Below are 18,571 nucleotides of genomic sequence, written 5' to 3'. Positions count from 1 at the left end.
TCCGAAGGGCAGCTCATGACCAAAGATACCTCGAACCAAATGTGGGGCGGCCGCTTTGCCGCCGGACCGGATGCGATCATGGAGGCAATCAATGCCTCGATCGGCTTCGATCAGCGGATGGCGGCACAAGACATCGCCGGTTCCAGAGCCCACGCGGCCATGTTGGCCAAGGCAGGCATTCTGACTGATAATGATGCTGAAGCCATTCGGGAAGGTCTGCTCACGGTCTTGTCAGAAATTGACGCAGGAACTTTTGCGTTTTCTACCGCATTGGAAGACATCCACATGAATGTCGAGGCGCGGTTGAAGGACATCATCGGTGAACCGGCTGGACGGTTGCATACAGGTCGGTCGCGCAATGATCAGGTCGCGACGGATTTCAAATTGTGGGTGCGTGATCAGCTGGACGCGGCAGAAAGCGGTCTACTTGCACTCATCAGGGCGTTGTTGTCACAGGCCGAAGCCGGTGCGGATTGGGTCATGCCCGGATTTACCCATCTGCAAACTGCACAGCCTGTCACATGGGGCCACCATATGTTGGCCTATGTCGAAATGTTCGGACGGGATCTGACCCGATTCAAGGATGCGCGGGCGCGGATGAATGAATCGCCTTTGGGTGCGGCTGCGCTGGCGGGGACTTCTTTTCCAATCGACCGGCACATGACCGCAGAGGCGTTGGGATTTGACCGGCCTGCCGCGAACTCGCTGGATGCAGTGAGCGACCGTGACTTTGCGCTGGAGTTTCTGGCCGCCAGCAGCATTTGCGCTATGCACCTAAGCCGTTTTGCCGAAGAATTGGTGATCTGGTCGAGCGCGCAATTCCGGTTTGTCACCTTGTCGGATCGTTTCTCGACCGGGTCGAGCATCATGCCGCAAAAGAAAAACCCCGACGCGGCGGAATTGATCAGGGCCAAGGTGGGCCGTATCTTTGGCGCCAACACCGCATTGTTGATGGTAATGAAGGGGCTGCCGTTGGCCTATTCCAAGGACATGCAAGAGGACAAGGAGCAGGTGTTCGACGCTGCTGATAACTTGATGCTGGCGCTGGCCGCGATGGAAGGCATGGTCAAGGACATGACCGCCAACCGCGACAGCTTGGAGGCGGCGGCGGGCAGTGGGTTTTCAACTGCAACTGATCTGGCTGACTGGTTGGTGCGCGCATTGAACATGCCCTTCCGTGATGCACATCATGTGACAGGCACGTTGGTGGCGATGGCAGAGGAGCGCGGGTGCGACCTGCCGGATCTGACGCTTGAGGACATGCAGTCGGTCCACTCTGCGATAACTGCGGATGTTTTCGGCGTGCTTGGAGTGCATAACTCGGTTGCCTCACGTATGTCTTACGGCGGAACTGCCCCGACCCGGGTTCGCGAACAGGCGGCACGCTGGCGAGAGATTGTCGGATGAGGACCGCCCTAATTTTGGCGGCACTCACAGCGATTGCAGCTTGTGAAGGGCCGTCGAACCATTCGCGCGCGCCAGAGCCCGAGCCGACAACGGGTGTGACTATCTCGGGCGAGGCTCGGACGGGTGTTGTTCTGCGGCGGTAACGGCGTTTGGGCGCGAATGCGTGCCAAACTGTGTTTTGCAAAGCGGTGTGGCGTGAGCTAAACTTAGGGCCTGCTAGTCGGGGGTATGACACATGCTGCGAGTCGGTTTTTTGTTGATCTGTTTGTCAGGCTTGGCCGCCTGTGGCGTGGATGGTGAACCCTGGACGCCAACAATGAATGTTGGCGTGGGGGTTGGGACCGGTGGCGTGCACACGTCAGGGCATGTTGGGGTGACCAACGGCCCGGTGAGCATTTCGGTGGGCGGTGGCTGTTATCGGCACGGGTGTTGGTAACGCGCGCGATGATCTGACAGCGATGCTGTGGCGTAAACCTCAAGATTGATTTCGACTGGAGGTGACGTATGTCCCCGCTGAGACTTGTTTTTTTAGGCCTTGCAATCTGGGGTGCAGTTCATCCGATGATTTATTTCGGGCCATGGATCCTTGAAAACGGGTTGGATTTGCAGCGGCTGGTGGCCGAGTGGAAGGTTAGTCAAGCGACGACCGGCCTGTATTGGGACCTCGTGATTGCTGCGATCGCCTTGTCGGTGTGGATTTTGGCCGAGGTTGCTGTGCGTCGAAATTGGCTGGCGCTGTTGGCCATACCGGCCACGTTTTTAATTGGCGTCAGCTGCGGTTTACCGCTGTATCTGTTTTTGCGGGCTAAGCCGGTCAGGTGACCCAAGCGGTGCGTCAAGGTTCGTGACAACACTGACTGCCTTTGGCATAAATACCTAAAAATGAGCGCGAAGGACCGGAGCAGGGTTTTGCAGACATGATCTGCTGCGCACAGGGTTTGAGGGTATTTTGACGAGCTTTTATTCGGATCTAGAGGAACGGGCGTTCTGGAAAACCGGTGTTGCAGATAAGAGTGCGCTGGCGCTTGCTGATCTCTACCGTAAAAAGTGGGACATTCAGCCCGATTGGAAAATCGGCACTGCCGGAAGTTGTTTTGCGCAGCATATCGCCCGCCATATGCGCCAGAACGGCTATAGCGTGTTGGATGTAGAGCCCGCGCCAATGGGGCTTGCGCCGGAACTACATCAGTCTTTTGGCTTTGGCATGTATTCGGGACGCTATGGCAATCTGTATACCACACGGCAGTTCCGTCAATTGATCGCGAGTGCCTTTGACAAAGACCCTGAGCCCTATCTGATCTGGGAAAAGGGCGGGCGTTTCTTTGATGTGATGCGCCCGAATATCGAGCCGGCTGGATTTGAGAGCCGCGAGGAGGCGGTGCTGGCGCGTGACTATCATCTTGAGCGGCTGCGTGAGCTGTTCCTGACGGCGGATGTATTTGTCTTCACAATGGGATTGACCGAAGCCTGGGTGCACCGCGAGAGCGGGCGTGTTGTCCCGCTGGCGCCGGGTGTTGTCGCGGGGGAGGATGTGGCGGACGAGTATGTGTTCGAGAACTTCTCGCTTGAAGATGTGGTGAGCGAGTTCCGGGCGGCGATGGATCTTTTGCGTTCCGTGCGCAGAGGCCAGGACATGCGGTTTTTGTTGACGGTGTCGCCTGTACCGTTGACGGCGACGGCGACGGGGCAGCACGTATTGGCGGCGTCGACCTATTCCAAGGCCGTGTTGCGCACGGCGGCGGGGCAATTATGCGAAAGTCATGACACAGTGGATTATTTCCCCAGTTTTGAGATCATCACCAACCCTGCAGCGCGTGGAACATTTTTTGCACCAAACCTGCGATCGGTTTTGAAAGAAGGCGTGGACGTCGTCATGAAGACCTTTTTTGCGGCGCACCCCCCGCAAATTACAGAGCTAGGCACAGAAGCTGAGCCAGCACCCGCGCGCAACGTCGATGATGTGCAATGTGATGAGCAGATGCTGGAGGCGTTTGGACGATGAAACGGCTTTGTTTTCTCGGAAACTCGCATGTTGCCGCGGTGCGTCTGGCGATTGGCGAGATGCAAGAGTACTGCGTCGCCAAGGATGTCGAAATCGATGTTTTTGGCAGCCAGCGCAACTCGTTGCGCGCCGCTGAAATAAAAAATGGTGTTGTCACGTCGTCCAGCAAATTTGTGCGCAACAATTTTCAATGGACGTCGGGCGGGATGTCGGAGCTGGACATCGGGCGCTACGACGAGATTGTGGTTCTTGCGGGATTGTCGCTGTTCTCGTCTGCGCATTATCAGGCCAATGCCGAAGTCCCATTTGTCAGCAGCGGGTTGGCCGATGCGATCCTCGCGCATCGCGTAAAGGAAGATTGGGCGATTAACCTTGCACGCGAGATTGCTCAGGCGAACCGATCCGTAACCGTCACGCATATCGGCAGCCCGTTGATTTCGACACAAAGCCCAAGGGCGAAAAAGTTTATTTCGAGCTATCATGAGGTGGGATCAGAGTTTGGGGTGCGGGCCAAGCAACTAAAAACTCTGATCACGCAAAAGGTTGCAGCGCTTGGCGAGAGTAATTTTAGGTTTTCGCCGCCGCCGTCAGCCGCATTGGAAGACAGCGGCTTCTTTACCGAGCATGTCTATTGTCAGGGGTCGGTGCTGTTTACGCCAGAGGCAAATGAAGAGCACAAGCGGGACGATTTCAGCCATATGAACGCGAAATACGGGCGTTTGGTTGTGGAACATGTTCTGAGCTGAGCTGGATTTGCCTCGAGTGGATTGAATGCCACAGCGTCCGTGTTTATGAGGGACCGGACGCAAAGGCAGGAGACGTGCCCCATGGATCATTTTCTTTATCGTGACGGTGCGCTGTATGCCGAGGATGTGCCAATCTCTGAGATTGCCGCAGCGGTTGGGACACCGTTTTATTGCTATTCAACGGCCACGCTGGAACGCCATTTCCGCCTGTTTGATGAGGCGTTGGAGGGTGTCGACCATCTGGTGTGTTACGCGATGAAGGCGGCGAGCAATCAGGCAATTCTGAAGACGCTGGCCGCGTTGGGTGCGGGCATGGATGTTGTCTCGGGCGGGGAATATGCGCGCGCGATCGCCGCCGGTGTGCCGGGTGAACGGATTGTGTTTTCCGGCGTCGGTAAAACGCGGGAAGAGATTTCAGCCGCGCTGACCGGGGGCATTCGCCAATTTAACGTCGAGAGTGAACCCGAAATGGAGGCGATTAATGCCGTCGCGCTGGAGCTGGGCAAGGTCGCTCCGATAACCGTTCGGGTGAACCCGGATGTCGACGCCAAGACCCACGCCAAAATTGCCACCGGCAAATCCGAAAACAAGTTCGGCATTCCGATCAGCCGGGCGCGCGACGTATACGCCCATGCCGCCAGCCTCAAAGGGTTGAAGGTGATCGGGATCGACGTGCATATCGGCTCGCAATTGACCGAGCTGGAACCGTTTGAGCTGGCCTATAACAAGGTTGCGGAGCTGACTGAGCAGTTGCGCGCGGACGGGCACGAAATCACGCGGTTGGATCTGGGTGGTGGATTGGGCATTCCTTATGAGCGTTCCAACTCGGCGCCGCCGTTGCCGGTAGAATACGGCGCGATGATCAAGCGTGTTCTGGGCCCGCAGGGATGCGAAATCGAGATTGAGCCGGGGCGGCTGATTGCCGGGAACGCCGGGATCATGGTCACCGAAGTGATTTATGTGAAAGAGGGCGAAGATCGCGAGTTTCTGATCGTGGATGGTGCGATGAACGATTTGATCCGCCCGGCCATGTACGAGGCGCATCATGATATTGTGCCAGTTGTTGAGCCTGTACCGGGCGAAGAGCCTGCGCGTTACGATATCGTGGGCCCCGTTTGTGAAAGTGGCGATACATTTGCCAAAGGGCGTGCGCTGGCGACGTCCAAGGCGGGGGATCTGATCGCGTTTCGCAGTGCGGGGGCATATGGGGCGGTCATGTCGAGCGAGTATAATTCGCGCCCGTTGATCCCCGAAGTTCTGGTGAATGGTGATCAATTTGCGGTTATCCGCCGACGCCCGAGCTATGAAGAGATGATAAATCGCGATAGCATCCCTACATGGTTATAGGGCATTGCTGCCCAAGCCCTTGCGGATAGGAGCGTCGTGGGACACCGGACTGAGGCTGAAACTGCATTAAAGCGGCTGGGCTGGGTGCTTGGCCTGACGCGGGCTGGCCTTTTGGCGGAGCAGGTGACGCGAGCCTTTTGGCCGCTTTGGTCACTTATTTTTATAGTGATTGCTGCCCTGATGATGGGCGCGCAGGATGCTCTGCCGCTTGAGGCGGTGTGGGTCTGTGGTGTTGTTGTCGTTGGGGCCGGGCTTGTGGCCTTGGTCCATGGCGCGCGGCGCGTACATATACCGAGTCGCGCCGATGCATTGGCGCGATTGGACGCGACACTTCCGGGGCGACCTATTCAGGCATTGATGGATGAACCGGCGATTGGTGCCCAAGATATGGGCAGTCAGGCGCTTTGGCGTGCCCATCAATCGCGCATGGCAGAACGCACAATGCAGGCGCGCCCGGTACAGCCGGATCTGAAAGTGTCGAGGCTTGATCCTTTTGGAATGCGATATCTCGCGGTGTTGGCGTTGGCGGTTGCTTTACTGTTCGGCTCGTTTGCTAAGGTTGGGTCAGTCACTGAGATGACGCCGGGCAATGGTGCCGCACTGGCATCTGGGCCAACATGGGAGGGCTGGATCGAACCGCCGTCCTATACTGGATTACCTGCGCTGTATCTAAACGATCAGACCGGCGCATCGCTGGAACTTCCTGAAGGGAGCCGCATATTGCTGCGCCTTTACGGCGAAGTGGGCGCGCTGACTGTGGCTGAGACGGTGTCGGGTCGAGTTGGCGATGTGCCAAGTGCTGCAGAAAGCGAACAGGACTTTGTTATTGCGCAATCAGGCAAGCTTGAAATTGTCGGGCCCGGTGGGCGGGCATGGGAGATTGCGATTATCGAGGATAATGCGCCAAGCGTGTCTATCAGCGGGCTTGCGGATGTGTCTGCGAGGGGCGAGATGTCATTGCCGTTCAAGGCCGAAGATGACTATGGCGTTGCTGGCGGTACAGCTTTAATCACTCTGGATTTACCCTCTATTGAACGGGTTTATGGCCTGAGTGCGACGCCGGAAGATAGGCCGGCGATTGAAGTAGAATTGCCGCTGCCGATTTCAGGTGATCGCGCCGCGTTTGAAGAAGTGTTGATCGAGGATTTCTCCAAGCACCCTTGGGCGCATTTGCCGGTGATCGTGCACCTGAAAGCAGAGGACGACGCCGGGCTGACCGGGCAGGCGACGCCCGCCCCGTTGGATTTGCCTGCACGTCGGTTTTTTGATCCATTGGCGGCAGTCGTGATCGAAATGCGCCGTGATCTGTTGTGGTCGCGCGACAATGCTGCGCGAGTGGCACAGATTTTACGCGCTGTGTCGCACCGCCCCGAAGAGGGGGTGTTTCAGAAAGAGACAGACTATCTGCGGATGCGGACCATTCTACGCCGCCTAGAGGCGCATCTTGGTCATGGGCTGAGTGATGAAAAGCGCGACGAACTTGCCGATGCCCTTTGGGATCTGGCGATGGAGCTGGAAGACGGAGATCTTGGCAGTGCGTTGGAACGTTTGCGGCGTGCGCAGGAACGGCTGTCAGAGGCCATGAAAAACGGCGCCAGCGATGCGGAGATTGCTGAGCTGATGCAGGAGCTACGCGAGGCGACCGAGGATTATATGCGCGAGCTGGCGCGGCGGAATCAGGAAGAGGGTGAAGGCGGCGAGGAGCAGCAGCTCTCGGAAAATTCGATGCAGATGGATCAAAACGATCTGCAACGCATGATGGACCGAATTCAGGAGCTGATGGAGCAGGGCCGCATGGCCGAAGCCCAGCAGGCGCTGGAAGAACTTCAACAGATGATGGAAAACATGCGGGTCACCCAGGGCGAGGGCCAGCCCAGCCCAGGTGAGCAGGCTATGGAGGGATTGGCCGATACGCTGCGTGAACAGCAGGGCCTGTCGGACGAGGCGTTCCGCGAATTGCAGGAGCAGTTCAACCCGAACGCCCAGAGCGGCCAGTCTCAGGAAAACCAAGGCTATAGCGGTGGTGACGGGCGCGGTCAGGCACATGATGGCACCGGGCAAGGCACTGGCGAAGGCGAAGAGGGTACCGCCGAAGGGCAACAACCCGGTCGCGGCTCGCTCGAAGACCGCCAACAGGCGTTGCGGGACGAGTTGAACCGTCAGATGGGACAACTCCCCGGTCAGGGCTCACCCGAGGGCGACGCGGCCCGCGAAGCCCTGGGGCGCGCGGATGAGGCCATGGAAGGGGCCGAAGAAGCATTGCGCGGCGATGACCTTGCCGAAGCGATCGATCGTCAAGCCGAAGCCATGGAAGCACTGCGCGATGGGATGCGAAATCTGGGTGAAGCGATGGCGCAACAGCAGCAACAGCAGCAGGGCCAACAAGGCACAGCGGAGAACCAAGGTGACGCGCAGGATCCGCTGGGGCGCAGTGCGGGCAACCGTGGTCCCGCGGGCACCGAAGAGGGGCTGTTGCAGGGCGAGGATGTCTATCGTCAGGCACGCCGTTTGCTGGACGAGATCCGGCGCCGTGCAGGCGAAACAGAGCGCCCCGAAGTGGAGCGCAATTATCTCGAGCGGTTGTTGGAGCGGTTCTGACGAACGCCTCGGGGATTATTCCCCAGAGGCAATTCCATCCAACCACAGGAACAGGTTCGTCACCTGCGTGTCCAGCCAGACTCGTCCATTGTTGGCTGATTCAATGAACGAATTCACAAATGGCGCAGCAGCAGGGTAGGCTTCGGCAATCTGTTGGCTTGAGCTGTAGGTCACGATGGCGGCCAACGCGAGCAACAACGCAATCCCAAATCCAAGGCGGAACCCACGGCGACGCTTTGTTTCGCTCGTCTCGCCGGTCTCGCCATCAGACTGGCGCAGCGTATCGCCCGAACCACGCAACGTAGCGTTGATGTCTTCGATGTCCGGCAAAAGATCGCGGCGCGAATCCGGTTTCGGCGGCTCGGTGGGTTCCTGAGCCTCCGGGTCATCGGGCATACCGCGCAGGCGCCGCATACGGGCTTTTGCCTGTTTCAGCCGTTTGTCGGTTTCATTTTCTGGGGCGCGCAGGCCCAGATCGGGCTGTGTCTCTAGCGCATCGGCAGAGCGCGCGCGCGCCTCATGCTCGGCTTCCTGGCGCAGCACATCCGCTACTGATGCATCCAATTCCTGACGCTCGCGCGCAGGTGGGTGCGTTTCGAAAGGCTCATCCTCGGCAACGCCGTCTTCTTCGTCGCCAAATTCTTTATCGTAATCGTGGAAATAGTCGCTGTCGTCGTCGGGTTGTGTTGCGTCATCATCTGCCGCAATCACCGTGTCCGGGGTGTCTGCCACCAAATCGTCGAGATCCAGGTCGCTATCGTCGACTTCGGCTTCGTCCGGCTCATCATCGCTCGTTTCATCGGGGTCGACTCCCCAGTTCGATTCCGGTTCGGCCTCAGGAGTGTCTTCTTCTCCAAAGCTGTCCTCTGGAGGCTGGTCTCCTTTAGGCGTGTCAAAGAAAGTCTCGTCCACAGGTGTATCTTCGCCCAGCGAAATCTCTGGCGGTTCTACTTCTTCGAATTCATCGTGATCGTCAGATACCGCTGGTTCAGTCGCGTCGGATTCAGTTTTGTCTTCCGGCAAGGAAAACGCGTCTTCCTCCACCGGCGCTTCAGCGTCGGGGTGAGCCTGGAACCATGTATCTCCGCAGTTGGAGCATTGCACGTCGCGCCCCGCTTGCGGGATCACATCGTCCGGAACTTCGTATTGAGCTCCGCAATTCGGGCAAGTCAGCCTCATGATTTCCCCCGATGTCCCCACTGTTTGTTATTATTTTCTGACCTTATTGTGTAACAAGCGCGCGGGAAAGTGCAAAGCCTTGACGTGATTGGATTGAATCCAGTCCGATGCTCGTGCACAACAAGCTCGACACCAGAGGGCCAAAATGTGATCGAGCTAGACAATATTGCATATACTTACGGCGGTGGAGAACTGCTGAGCGAGATTTCCCTGAAACTCGCGCCCGGCTCGTTCCATTTTCTGACCGGGCCTTCGGGCGCCGGGAAAACGACATTTCTGAAACTGTGCTACGGTGTGCTGACGCCCACTGCGGGGCGCGCAATGTTGTTTGGGCAAGATGTTCGAGAGATGGATCGCGATGATCACGCGCTGACGCGCCGCCGGATTGGCGTAGTGCATCAGGATTGTCAGTTTCTCAATCACCTGCCGGTTGCGGACAATGTGGCCTTGCCGCTGACCGTATCGGGGCGGGACACGCTTGATCAGGTGGCAAACCTGAAGGAGTTGCTCAGCTGGGTTGGGTTGGGTCATCGTGCCGGAGCATTGCCTCCGGAATTGTCAGGCGGCGAAAGGCAGCGCGCCGCGTTGGCAAGGGCGGTGATTATGTCGCCCGAAGTGGTTTTGGCGGATGAGCCGACAGGCAACGTTGATTGGGAAATGTCCCAACGGCTGTTGCAGCTGTTGGTCGAGCTGAACCGGATGGGCAAGACCATCCTGATTGCGACACATGATATGAACCTGATCCGGGCAGCCAAACACCACGTGCAGGCACGTGTTTTGCGTATCTCCAACCGCAAATTGCAATTGGCGGGGGCGGATCTGTGAGTTTGAAAGCGTCGATTTCAACAATTTTCATGGGCGATTCACAGGCCGATCGGGTTGTGCCGCCGACTGGGTTTACGGCCCGATTGACCCTGTTCGCAGCAGCGACAATGGCGTTTCTCACGGTTTTTGCGTTGGCGTTATCATTGGCGTCCGGGCGATTGGCTGCGCGCTGGGGAGATGAACTGGCGCAAAGTTCGACGTTGCGCATATCGGCACCTGCGGAGCAAATGGAGGCCCAGACAGAGGCCGCTTTGACGGTACTACAGTCGACACCCGGCATAGCCTCGGCGCGGGCGCTGAGCGACGACGAGCAGCGCGCCTTGCTTGCTCCGTGGTTTGGCCCGGATTTGCCAGTTGATGGCTTGCCGATACCTCAGTTGATTGAAATCCTCGAAGACGATGAGGGCTATGATGCCGCGGGGTTGCGGCTGCGGTTGCAGGCCGAGGTACCGGGGGCGGTGCTGGATGACCACACGCGGTGGCGCAAGCCGCTGGAGCGCGCAGCGGGGCGATTGCGTTTGTTGGGGTGGGTGGCCATTCTTTTGATAACGGCCACAACGGGTGTGATGATCACGCTTGCTGCCAATGCAGCGTTGGCCGCAAACTCTCAGGTGATCGCCGTGCTGCGCCTGATTGGCGCACGAGATACGTATATTGCACGGGCTTTTGTGCGGCGGTTCACGCTGCGGGCGCTGTTAGGGGCGACCATTGGCGCCGGGTTGGGCATGTTGGCAATGCTCTTGTTACCGGCTGCGCAGGATGAAGGCGGGTTCCTGACCGGGCTTGGGTTTAGCGGATTTGGCTGGGTTTTGCCTTTGATCATACCACCCTTAACAGGTGCCGTGGCATTTGCGGCAACGGGAGCGGCCGCAAGGCGTGTTTTGGCGGAGTTGGCGTAATGGCATACATGATCCAGTGGGTGCGTTCCCTGATCTTCAATTTCACCATGTATCTGGCCTTGTTCGTGATTGGCGTGCTGTTTTTCCCGTGGGCTATGTTCAGTCGTCACGGTGCGCTAAGGGCGTGTAAAACCTATGCCCATTGGGTGCGCTGGAGCGCGCGCTGGATGATCGGTCTGAAGACGGAGATCCGGGGCACGCCACCGACGGGCGAGGTTATGATTGGGGCCAAACACCAGTCGTTTCTCGACATTATCGTCATCTTTAGCGTTGTCCCTGCGGGTAAGTTCATCATGAAACGCGAATTGTTGTGGGCGCCGATCCTCGGCCAATATGCCAGATGGATTGGCTGTGTCCCTGTCAATCGCGGCAAGCGTGGCGCTGCGATTTTGCAGATGGTGGCGGACGTGGCATCGGGGGCGCAGGAACCCGGTCAGCTGATCATATATTCGCAGGGGACACGTGTCGCGCCGGGGGTCAAGAAGCCTTACAAAATAGGCACATATGCGCTGTATAAGGACCTGAATCAGCCCTGCGTTCCAGTTGCGACAAATATTGGCGTGTTCTGGCCGCGCCACGGCGTGTATCGCAAACCGGGCGTCGCCGTGGTGGATTTCCTTGAGCCAATTCCAACTGGAATGCAGTCCAAGGCATTTATGAGACAGCTTGAAGATGTTGTGGAAACCCGCTCGGATGCGCTGATGCGGGAAGCGGGGTTCGATCCGGATGGTACAATACGTCAGTGATATTGCCGAGCTGGAGGCACTTTATGGCGCACCAGCGGCGCCTGCGCTGCGCAAAGTCGCGCAGGCATTGACGCCGGAATACCGGCGTTGGATCATGGCAAGCCGGTTTTGTGTCGTTTCGACCGTGGGGCCAGAGGGTACTGATGGGAGCCCGCGTGGCGATGATGGCCCGGTTGTACGCGAGCTGGATACACAGACGCTGGCCATGCCGGACTGGCGAGGCAACAACCGTATGGACACGTTGCGAACATCGTGGCGGATGGGCGCATCTCGCTGATGTTCATGGTGCCGGGATCGAACACCGTGGTGCGGGTGAACGGGTTTGCGCGTGTGACGACGGATGCGGCACTTGGTCGGAGCTTTGAGATGAACGGGCGCAATCCACGTTCGGTTATCGTGATCCGGATTGGTGAGATTTACACCCAATGCGCGCGGGCCCTGATGCGGGCAAAGACTTGGGCTTCGGGGGATGAAAGCGCTGGCTTGCCCAGTGCCGGCGAGATCCTTGCCGCGATGACAGATGGCGAAGAGGGCGGTCGACCATACGACGACGCTTGGTTGGCACGGGCCAAATCGACCATGTGGTAGGTTAGGTAGGTCGGGCAAATTTGTCCGACCTACGAGTGGTTTAACTATGGATCGGACCGTCACCACAGGCCAGCGCAGCTTCGCGCACTGCTTCTGAATAGGTTGGGTGCGCGTGGCAGGTTAGGGCGATGTCCTGAGCGGACGCGCCAAATTCCATGGCGACGCAGATCTCGTGGATCATGTCACCCGCTGCCGGGCCGATGATCGCAGCGCCTAATATACGGTCAGTTTCCTTGTCCGCGATCAGTTTAACGAACCCGTCGCCCTGATGCACCGCCTTGGCGCGGGCGTTGCCCATGAACATGAACTTTCCGACCTTGATCTTACGACCTTCGGCCTTGAGGGAGGCTTCTGTTGCGCCGACGGTCGCTACCTCGGGGGTGGTATAGACCACGCCAGGAATGACGCCGTAGTTCACGTGACCATGTTTGCCTGCAATCACCTCTGCCACGGCCATGCCTTCGTCTTCGGCCTTATGGGCGAGCATCGGGCCCTCGATCACGTCACCAATGGCATAGATGCCCGGAACGTTTGTGGCCCAGTGGGCGTCGGTGGCGATCTGGCCGCGTTCGCTCATGGCAACGCCGATCTTGTCAAGGCCGAGACCTTCGGCGAACGGCTTGCGACCGGTCGCGACGAGCACCACGTCGGCGTCTAGCGTTTGTTCGTCGTCGGGCTTTTTCTTGAGCGTGTATTTGACTTTGGCTTTGGTTTTGGTTGCATCCACGCCAGAGACAGCAGCACCCATGATGAAGGTAAGCTCTTGTTTTTCAAGGATACGTTTGAAGGTGCGCTGGACGTCGGCGTCCATGCCTGGGCAGACGGCGTCCATGTATTCGACAACCGTGACTTCGGAGCCGAGACGGGCATAAACGGAGCCGAGTTCCAGCCCGATGACACCTGCGCCGATCACGGTCATTTTCTTTGGGACTTTCGGCAGGTCGAGCGCGCCGGTGCTGTCGACCACAATACCCTTGTCGTTGTCGACCGTGACGCCGGGCAGAGACGAGGGCACGGAGCCGGAGGCGATCACGATATTCTTGGTCTCATAAGTCGTGTCGCCCACTTTGACCTGGCCGGCGGCCTCGATCGATCCGTAACCTTTGATCCAGTCTATCTTGTTCTTTTTGAACAGAAATTCGATGCCGCCTGTATTCTGGCCAACGACGTCGGACTTGTAGGTTTTCATCTGCTTCCAGTCGACGGAGGGGCTTTTGCCCTTGAGGCCCATATCGGCAAAATTGTGCTCGGCTTCGTGCAGCATATGGGTAGCGTGTAGCAGTGCCTTGGACGGGATACAGCCCACATTAAGGCAGGTGCCGCCGAGGGTTTCGCGCCCCTCTACCACGGCGGTTTTCAGGCCCAGCTGAGCGCAGCGAATGGCCGACACATAGCCGCCGGGGCCCGCGCCGATGATGATGACGTCATATTGGGACATGGGTCATTTCCTTTGAAAAACGACGACTGAAACCGGTTCGGTTTGCGTCGGTATTACGTCGGTATCGCGTCGGTGTGGTTTTGACGCGTTGAGGGTGGGGAGGGGGCGCTGTCCCCGTCGCGGCAGGCCGTGACTCCCCCGGGATATTTGAAGCGAAATGAATACGTGGGTCTTCCCTTCTTTGTTTTACAGATCCATCAACAGGCGGCGTGGATCTTCGAGCGCTTCTTTGACGCGCACGAGGAAGGTCACGGCGCCTTTGCCGTCGACGATGCGGTGATCATAGGACAGAGCAAGATACATCATTGGACGGATCACAACCTGGCCGTTGATGGCCATGGGGCGGTCCTGAATTTTGTGCATACCGAGGATACCCGATTGCGGTGGGTTCAGGATGGGAGAGGACATCAGCGAGCCATAGACGCCGCCATTGGACAGGGTGAAAGTGCCACCCTGCATTTCGGCCATGGACAGTTTACCGTCGCGCGCGCGTTTGCCTTTCTCGGCAATTGCCTTTTCGATTTCGGCAAAGCTCATGCCGTCGGCGTTGCGGATCACGGGCACCACTAGGCCGGTCGGCGTGCCAGCGGCGACGCCCATGTGCACGAAGTTCTTGTAGACGATGTCGGTGCCGTCAATCTCGGCGTTGACTTCGGGCACTTCTTTCAGCGCGTGCACGCAGGCCTTGGTGAAGAAGGACATGAAACCCAGACGAACGCCGTGTTTCTTTTCGAAGTCCCCTTTGTACTGGTTTCGCAAAGCCATCACTTCGGTCATGTCCACCTCGTTATAGGTGGTCAGCATGGCGGCAGTGTTTTGGCTGTCCTTGAGACGGCGCGCGATGGTCTGGCGCAAGCGGGTCATTTTGACCCGTTCTTCGCGGGCCGCGTCTTCGGCGGCAACCGGAGCGCGTGGTGCTGCGGCCGGGGCGGGTGCGGAGGCGGCCGGGGCGGGCGCCGGGGCCAGCGCGGCCTTGAGAACGTCTTCTTTCATAATGCGACCGTCGCGACCAGAGCCGGCAACATTGGCAGCATCGATACCCTTTTCGGCCATCAGCTTATTGGCTGAGGGGGCATTTTCGACATCACCGCGTGCCGGGGTGGTTGCCGTGGCAGGGGCTTGCGCTGCTGCTGGGGCAGCTGGGGCCGGTGCGGCGCCTGAGCCGGAGATCACGGCCAATTTGGCGGTGGCGTCAACTGTGCTGCCTTCGGGCGCTGTGATTTCGGCCAACACACCAGCAGCGGGCGCGGGTACTTCGACGGAGACCTTGTCGGTTTCCAGCTCACAGAGCATTTCGTCCTGTGCGACGGTGTCACCAACAGCCTTGAACCATGACGATACAGTGGCTTCGGTTACGGATTCGCCCAATGTAGGTACCATGACATCTACACTGTCGCCGCCTGCTGCGGGGGCCTCAACGGCGGCAGGGGCCGCGGGAGCCGGGGCCGCGCCTTCGCCCGCGTTGATCGTGGCGAGCAGGGCGTCTACACCCACGGTTTCACCTTCGGCGGCCACTATCTCACCCAGCACACCGGCAGACGGAGCGGGGACTTCGACGGTGACTTTGTCAGTTTCCAGCTCGCACAGCATTTCATCCACTGCCACCGCATCACCCGGTTTCTTGAACCAAGTGGCCACGGTTGCCTCGGTGACGCTTTCGCCCAGTGTGGGGACTCGAACTTCGGTCATGGATCAGTTTCCTTCCATGGAGAGCGCGGCATCTACCAGCGCTGCTTGTTGTGCTTTGTGTTGGCTTGCCAGACCGGTTGCAGGTGACGCAGAAGCGGCGCGTCCTGCATAAACCGGGCGGGTGTGTTTGGCTTTGATGCGGGTCAGGGTCCATTCGATATTGGGTTCGATAAAGGACCAAGCCCCCTGGTTCTTGGGTTCTTCCTGACACCAGACCATTTCGGCATCCTTGAAACGTTCGAGTTCTTTGACCAGCGACATCGCCGGGAAGGGATAGAACTGTTCGATGCGCATCAGATAGACGTCATCTATACCGCGTGCGTCGCGCTCTTCGAGCAGGTCATAGTAAACCTTGCCCGCGCACATGACGACGCGCTTGATCTTGTCATCCGCTTGAAGCTGCGTGTCGGAGTTGCCTTTTTGGGCGTCGTCCCACAGCACACGGTGGAAGCTGGAACCGGTAGTGAAGTCCTCGGCCTCGGAGATGCACAGTTTGTGACGCAGAAGCGATTTTGGTGTCATCAGGATCAGCGGCTTGCGGAAGGTCCGGTGCAGCTGGCGACGCAGGATGTGGAAGTAGTTTGCCGGGGTCGAGCAGTTGGCCACGATCCAGTTGTCACCGCCACACATTTGCAGGAAGCGCTCCAGACGAGCTGAAGAGTGCTCGGGGCCTTGTCCTTCGTAGCCATGCGGCAAGAGGACCGTCAGGCCGGACATGCGAAGCCACTTAGATTCACCAGAGCTGATGAATTGGTCGAACATGATTTGTGCACCGTTGGCGAAATCGCCAAACTGTGCCTCCCACAAGGTGAGGGCGTTGGGTTCGGCCAGTGAGAAGCCGTATTCAAAACCGAGGACCGCGTATTCAGAGAGGGCGGAATCGATCACTTCGTACTGTTTCTGACCCGCGCGGATGTTGTTGAGCGGGTAGTATCGCTCTTCGGTTTCCTGATTCACAATGCCGGAATGGCGTTGCGAGAAGGTGCCACGGGTGGCGTCCTGGCCGGCGAGGCGCACGGGGTAGCCTTCGGTCATGAGAGAACCAAAGGCCATGGCTTCGGCTGTGGCCCAGTCAAACCCTTTGCCACTGTCGAACATGCCCTTGCGAGTATCGAGCAGGCGACCGACGGTTTTGTGTACCGGGAAGCCCTCGGGCAAGGTTGACAGAGCCGTGCCGATTTCTGTCAGCGTTTCGGGTTTGATCGAGGTTTGCCCGCGCTGGTAGTCCTCGTCCTTGCGGTCGAGGTGTGACCAACGGCCATCCAGCCAGTCAGCCTTGTTTGGTTTGTAATCCTTGCCGGCCTCGAATTCTTCATTCAGGTGCGCCTGAAAGGCGGCCTTCATATCTTCGATTTCACCTTCGGGGATCAGTCCATCCTTGACCAGTCGTTCGGTATAGAGCGACAGGGTGGTTTTGTGACCCTTGATGCGCTTGTACATGACCGGGTTGGTGAACATGGGCTCGTCGCCCTCGTTGTGACCAAAGCGGCGATAGCAGAACATGTCGATGACGACGTCTTTCTGGAACTTCTGACGGAATTCAGTGGCGATTTTTGCGGCGTGAACCACGGCTTCGGGATCGTCGCCGTTGACGTGGAAGATTGGCGCCTCGACCACCAGTGCGTTGTCGGTGGGATAGGGCGAAGAGCGCGAAAAGTGCGGCGCGGTGGTAAAGCCGATCTGGTTGTTGACCACGATATGCATGGTGCCGCCGGTTTTGTGCCCGCGCAGACCGGACAGTGCGAAACACTCGGCGACGACACCCTGACCGGCAAAGGCCGCATCGCCATGCAGCAGGATCGGCATAACTTGCGTGCGGTTTGCATCACCCAACTGGTCCTGTTTGGCGCGGACTTTGCCGAGCACAACCGGATTCACCGCCTCAAGGTGGGAGGGGTTTGCAGTCAGTGAAAGGTGCACGGTGTTGCCGTCAAATTCGCGATCCGAAGACGCCCCAAGGTGGTATTTTACGTCGCCGGAACCGTCCACATCTTCGGGTTTGAAGCTGCCGCCTTGGAATTCGTTGAAGATCGCCTTGTAGGGTTTGGCCATCACGTTGGCCAACACCGACAACCGCCCACGGTGGGGCATGCCAACCACGATGTCGCGCACCCCAAGCGCGCCCCCGCGTTTGATGATCTGTTCCATGGCGGGGATCAGGGATTCACCACCGTCCAGACCAAAACGTTTGGTGCCCATGTATTTGACATGCAGAAATTTTTCAAAGCCTTCGGCCTCGACAAGCTTGTTAAGGATCGCTTTGCGGCCTTCGCGGGTAAATCGGATTTCCTTGTCGTAGCCTTCGATACGTTCTTTGAGCCAACCGGCCTCTTCCGGGTTCGAGATGTGCATGTATTGCATGGCAAAGGTGCCGCAATAGGTGCGTTTCACGATATCCATGATCTGGCGCATCGTGGCGATGTCGAGGCCGAGAACCTTATCAATAAAAATGGGGCGATCCATGTCGGCTTCGGCAAAGCCATAGGATTTTGGATCAAGCTCAGGGTGGGGCGTCTGATCGCGCATTCCCAGCGGGTCGAGATCGGCAACAAGGTGCCCCCGAATACGGTAGGCGCGGATGATCATCAGCGCGCGGATCGAGTCCAGCACAGCGCGTTTGATCGCCTCGTCTGAGACCTCGATGCCCTTTTCGGCGGCTTTTGCTTTGATCTTGCTCCCTGCTGCCTTGGCTTCCACAGGTTCGGCCCATTCACCCGTCAGCGATTGGGTCCAGTCATCGTTTGGCTGAGGCGGCCAATCGGATCGTGCCCAGGAAGGGCCGGTGGCCTCTGCCTTGACGTCCAAATCGGCGTCACCCAGCTGGCGAAAGAAGTCTTGCCAGACCTCGTCAACCGCGTTGGGGTCATTGGCATAGCGGGCATACATCTGTTCGAGGTATTCCGCGTTGTGCCCCTGCATAAAGGAAGAGGCGTGGAAGATGTCGTTGGGCGACTGTTCGGTCATGATGATGGTACCTCGTCAGGGTTAGGACCGTATTAGTTTGGGCCGAGGTGGATTGGCTGGCCCGTGGCACGGAACAGCCGAAATGCGTCAAGCGGAAGAAATGGGCACAATATGCCGGCGGCGCACGTCACATATTTTTTGTC

Annotated in this window: 15 protein-coding genes and 1 pseudogene; 12 read left to right on the top strand and 4 right to left on the bottom strand. The window is 58.3% G+C overall.

What is annotated here, in order from left to right; translation table 11 throughout:
- Positions 1 to 15: 15 nt before the first annotated feature.
- The 8 genes from argH to CLV88_RS09765 all read left to right on the top strand — a co-directional run bounded on the left by argH (position 16) and on the right by CLV88_RS09765 (position 8,100).
- A complete protein-coding gene (argH, locus tag CLV88_RS09795) occupies positions 16 to 1,407 on the top strand; it encodes an argininosuccinate lyase (protein ID WP_106608203.1) in 1,392 nt (463 codons plus the stop codon).
- Complete coding sequence (locus CLV88_RS23000; protein ID WP_165798850.1) at positions 1,404 to 1,550, top strand: hypothetical protein; 147 nt, start codon at positions 1,404 to 1,406, stop codon at positions 1,548 to 1,550. The genes argH and CLV88_RS23000 overlap by 4 nt, the downstream gene beginning before the upstream one ends.
- Positions 1,551 to 1,642: 92 nt before the next feature.
- Positions 1,643 to 1,843 (top strand): hypothetical protein, encoded by a 201-nt coding sequence (locus CLV88_RS09790; protein ID WP_106608202.1) that lies wholly within the window; start codon positions 1,643 to 1,645, stop codon positions 1,841 to 1,843.
- A 68-nt stretch (positions 1,844 to 1,911) separates the two neighbouring features.
- Positions 1,912 to 2,229: a DUF2834 domain-containing protein gene (locus CLV88_RS09785; RefSeq protein WP_106608201.1), complete on the top strand. Its 318-nt coding sequence runs from the start codon at positions 1,912 to 1,914 to the stop codon at positions 2,227 to 2,229.
- A gap of 127 nt (positions 2,230 to 2,356) precedes the next feature.
- Positions 2,357 to 3,409, top strand: coding sequence for a GSCFA domain-containing protein (locus tag CLV88_RS09780; RefSeq protein WP_165798849.1), 1,053 nt, complete (start codon positions 2,357 to 2,359; stop codon positions 3,407 to 3,409).
- Positions 3,406 to 4,155, top strand: coding sequence for a hypothetical protein (locus CLV88_RS09775; protein WP_106608199.1), 750 nt, complete (start codon positions 3,406 to 3,408; stop codon positions 4,153 to 4,155). Before CLV88_RS09780 ends, CLV88_RS09775 begins: the two co-directional genes overlap by 4 nt.
- 81 nt (positions 4,156 to 4,236) lie before the next feature.
- Positions 4,237 to 5,502: a diaminopimelate decarboxylase gene (gene lysA, locus CLV88_RS09770; RefSeq protein ID WP_106608198.1), complete on the top strand. Its 1,266-nt coding sequence runs from the start codon at positions 4,237 to 4,239 to the stop codon at positions 5,500 to 5,502.
- A 36-nt stretch (positions 5,503 to 5,538) separates the two neighbouring features.
- Positions 5,539 to 8,100 (top strand): TIGR02302 family protein, encoded by a 2,562-nt coding sequence (locus tag CLV88_RS09765; RefSeq protein WP_106608197.1) that lies wholly within the window; start codon positions 5,539 to 5,541, stop codon positions 8,098 to 8,100.
- 15 nt (positions 8,101 to 8,115) lie between these two features.
- Here the strand turns inward: CLV88_RS09765 and CLV88_RS23350 are convergent, their stop codons facing one another.
- A complete protein-coding gene (locus tag CLV88_RS23350; protein WP_243403624.1) occupies positions 8,116 to 9,279 on the bottom strand; it encodes a zinc-ribbon domain-containing protein in 1,164 nt (387 codons plus the stop codon).
- A 147-nt stretch (positions 9,280 to 9,426) separates the two neighbouring features.
- Between CLV88_RS23350 and CLV88_RS09755 the strand changes: the two genes are divergently transcribed.
- The 4 genes and pseudogenes from CLV88_RS09755 to CLV88_RS09740 all read left to right on the top strand — a co-directional run bounded on the left by CLV88_RS09755 (position 9,427) and on the right by CLV88_RS09740 (position 12,337).
- On the top strand, positions 9,427 to 10,104 hold the full coding sequence (locus CLV88_RS09755) for a cell division ATP-binding protein FtsE (protein WP_106608196.1): 678 nt from the start codon (positions 9,427 to 9,429) through the stop codon (positions 10,102 to 10,104).
- A gap of 29 nt (positions 10,105 to 10,133) precedes the next feature.
- Positions 10,134 to 11,003, top strand: coding sequence for a cell division protein FtsX (locus CLV88_RS09750; protein WP_106608252.1), 870 nt, complete (start codon positions 10,134 to 10,136; stop codon positions 11,001 to 11,003).
- Positions 11,003 to 11,749 (top strand): lysophospholipid acyltransferase family protein, encoded by a 747-nt coding sequence (locus CLV88_RS09745; RefSeq protein WP_106608195.1) that lies wholly within the window; start codon positions 11,003 to 11,005, stop codon positions 11,747 to 11,749. The genes CLV88_RS09750 and CLV88_RS09745 overlap by 1 nt, the downstream gene beginning before the upstream one ends.
- Positions 11,730 to 12,337, top strand: a pseudogene (locus tag CLV88_RS09740) (pyridoxamine 5'-phosphate oxidase family protein). The gene CLV88_RS09745 and the pseudogene CLV88_RS09740 overlap by 20 nt, the downstream one beginning before the upstream one ends.
- Before the next feature lie 40 nt (positions 12,338 to 12,377).
- Here the strand turns inward: CLV88_RS09740 and lpdA are convergent.
- The 3 genes from lpdA to CLV88_RS09725 form a co-directional block, all read right to left on the bottom strand.
- Positions 12,378 to 13,775, bottom strand: a complete 1,398-nt coding sequence (lpdA, locus tag CLV88_RS09735; RefSeq protein ID WP_106608194.1) for a dihydrolipoyl dehydrogenase — start codon at positions 13,773 to 13,775, stop codon at positions 12,378 to 12,380.
- Positions 13,776 to 13,961: 186 nt separating this feature from the next.
- A complete protein-coding gene (gene odhB / locus CLV88_RS09730; RefSeq protein WP_106608193.1) occupies positions 13,962 to 15,464 on the bottom strand; it encodes a 2-oxoglutarate dehydrogenase complex dihydrolipoyllysine-residue succinyltransferase in 1,503 nt (500 codons plus the stop codon).
- Positions 15,465 to 15,467: 3 nt separating this feature from the next.
- Positions 15,468 to 18,428: a 2-oxoglutarate dehydrogenase E1 component gene (locus CLV88_RS09725; protein ID WP_106608192.1), complete on the bottom strand. Its 2,961-nt coding sequence runs from the start codon at positions 18,426 to 18,428 to the stop codon at positions 15,468 to 15,470.
- Positions 18,429 to 18,571: the final 143 nt, after the last annotated feature.

Source organism: Shimia abyssi (genome assembly GCF_003014475.1).
Classification (GTDB): domain Bacteria; phylum Pseudomonadota; class Alphaproteobacteria; order Rhodobacterales; family Rhodobacteraceae; genus Shimia; species Shimia abyssi.
Note: the sequence above shows the minus strand (reverse complement) of the source record. Positions and strands in the feature narration are given on the sequence as shown.

Coding starts and splice junctions, on each gene's coding strand:
- argH (WP_106608203.1), top strand. CDS start 16: ATGACCAAAGATACCTCGAACCAAATGTGGGGCGGCCGCTTTGCCGCC.
- CLV88_RS23000 (WP_165798850.1), top strand. CDS start 1,404: ATGAGGACCGCCCTAATTTTGGCGGCACTCACAGCGATTGCAGCTTGT.
- CLV88_RS09790 (WP_106608202.1), top strand. CDS start 1,643: ATGCTGCGAGTCGGTTTTTTGTTGATCTGTTTGTCAGGCTTGGCCGCC.
- CLV88_RS09785 (WP_106608201.1), top strand. CDS start 1,912: ATGTCCCCGCTGAGACTTGTTTTTTTAGGCCTTGCAATCTGGGGTGCA.
- CLV88_RS09775 (WP_106608199.1), top strand. CDS start 3,406: ATGAAACGGCTTTGTTTTCTCGGAAACTCGCATGTTGCCGCGGTGCGT.
- lysA (WP_106608198.1), top strand. CDS start 4,237: ATGGATCATTTTCTTTATCGTGACGGTGCGCTGTATGCCGAGGATGTG.
- CLV88_RS23350 (WP_243403624.1), bottom strand. CDS start 9,279: ATGAGGCTGACTTGCCCGAATTGCGGAGCTCAATACGAAGTTCCGGAC.
- CLV88_RS09750 (WP_106608252.1), top strand. CDS start 10,134: ATGGGCGATTCACAGGCCGATCGGGTTGTGCCGCCGACTGGGTTTACG.
- CLV88_RS09745 (WP_106608195.1), top strand. CDS start 11,003: ATGGCATACATGATCCAGTGGGTGCGTTCCCTGATCTTCAATTTCACC.
- lpdA (WP_106608194.1), bottom strand. CDS start 13,775: ATGTCCCAATATGACGTCATCATCATCGGCGCGGGCCCCGGCGGCTAT.
- odhB (WP_106608193.1), bottom strand. CDS start 15,464: ATGACCGAAGTTCGAGTCCCCACACTGGGCGAAAGCGTCACCGAGGCA.
- CLV88_RS09725 (WP_106608192.1), bottom strand. CDS start 18,428: ATGACCGAACAGTCGCCCAACGACATCTTCCACGCCTCTTCCTTTATG.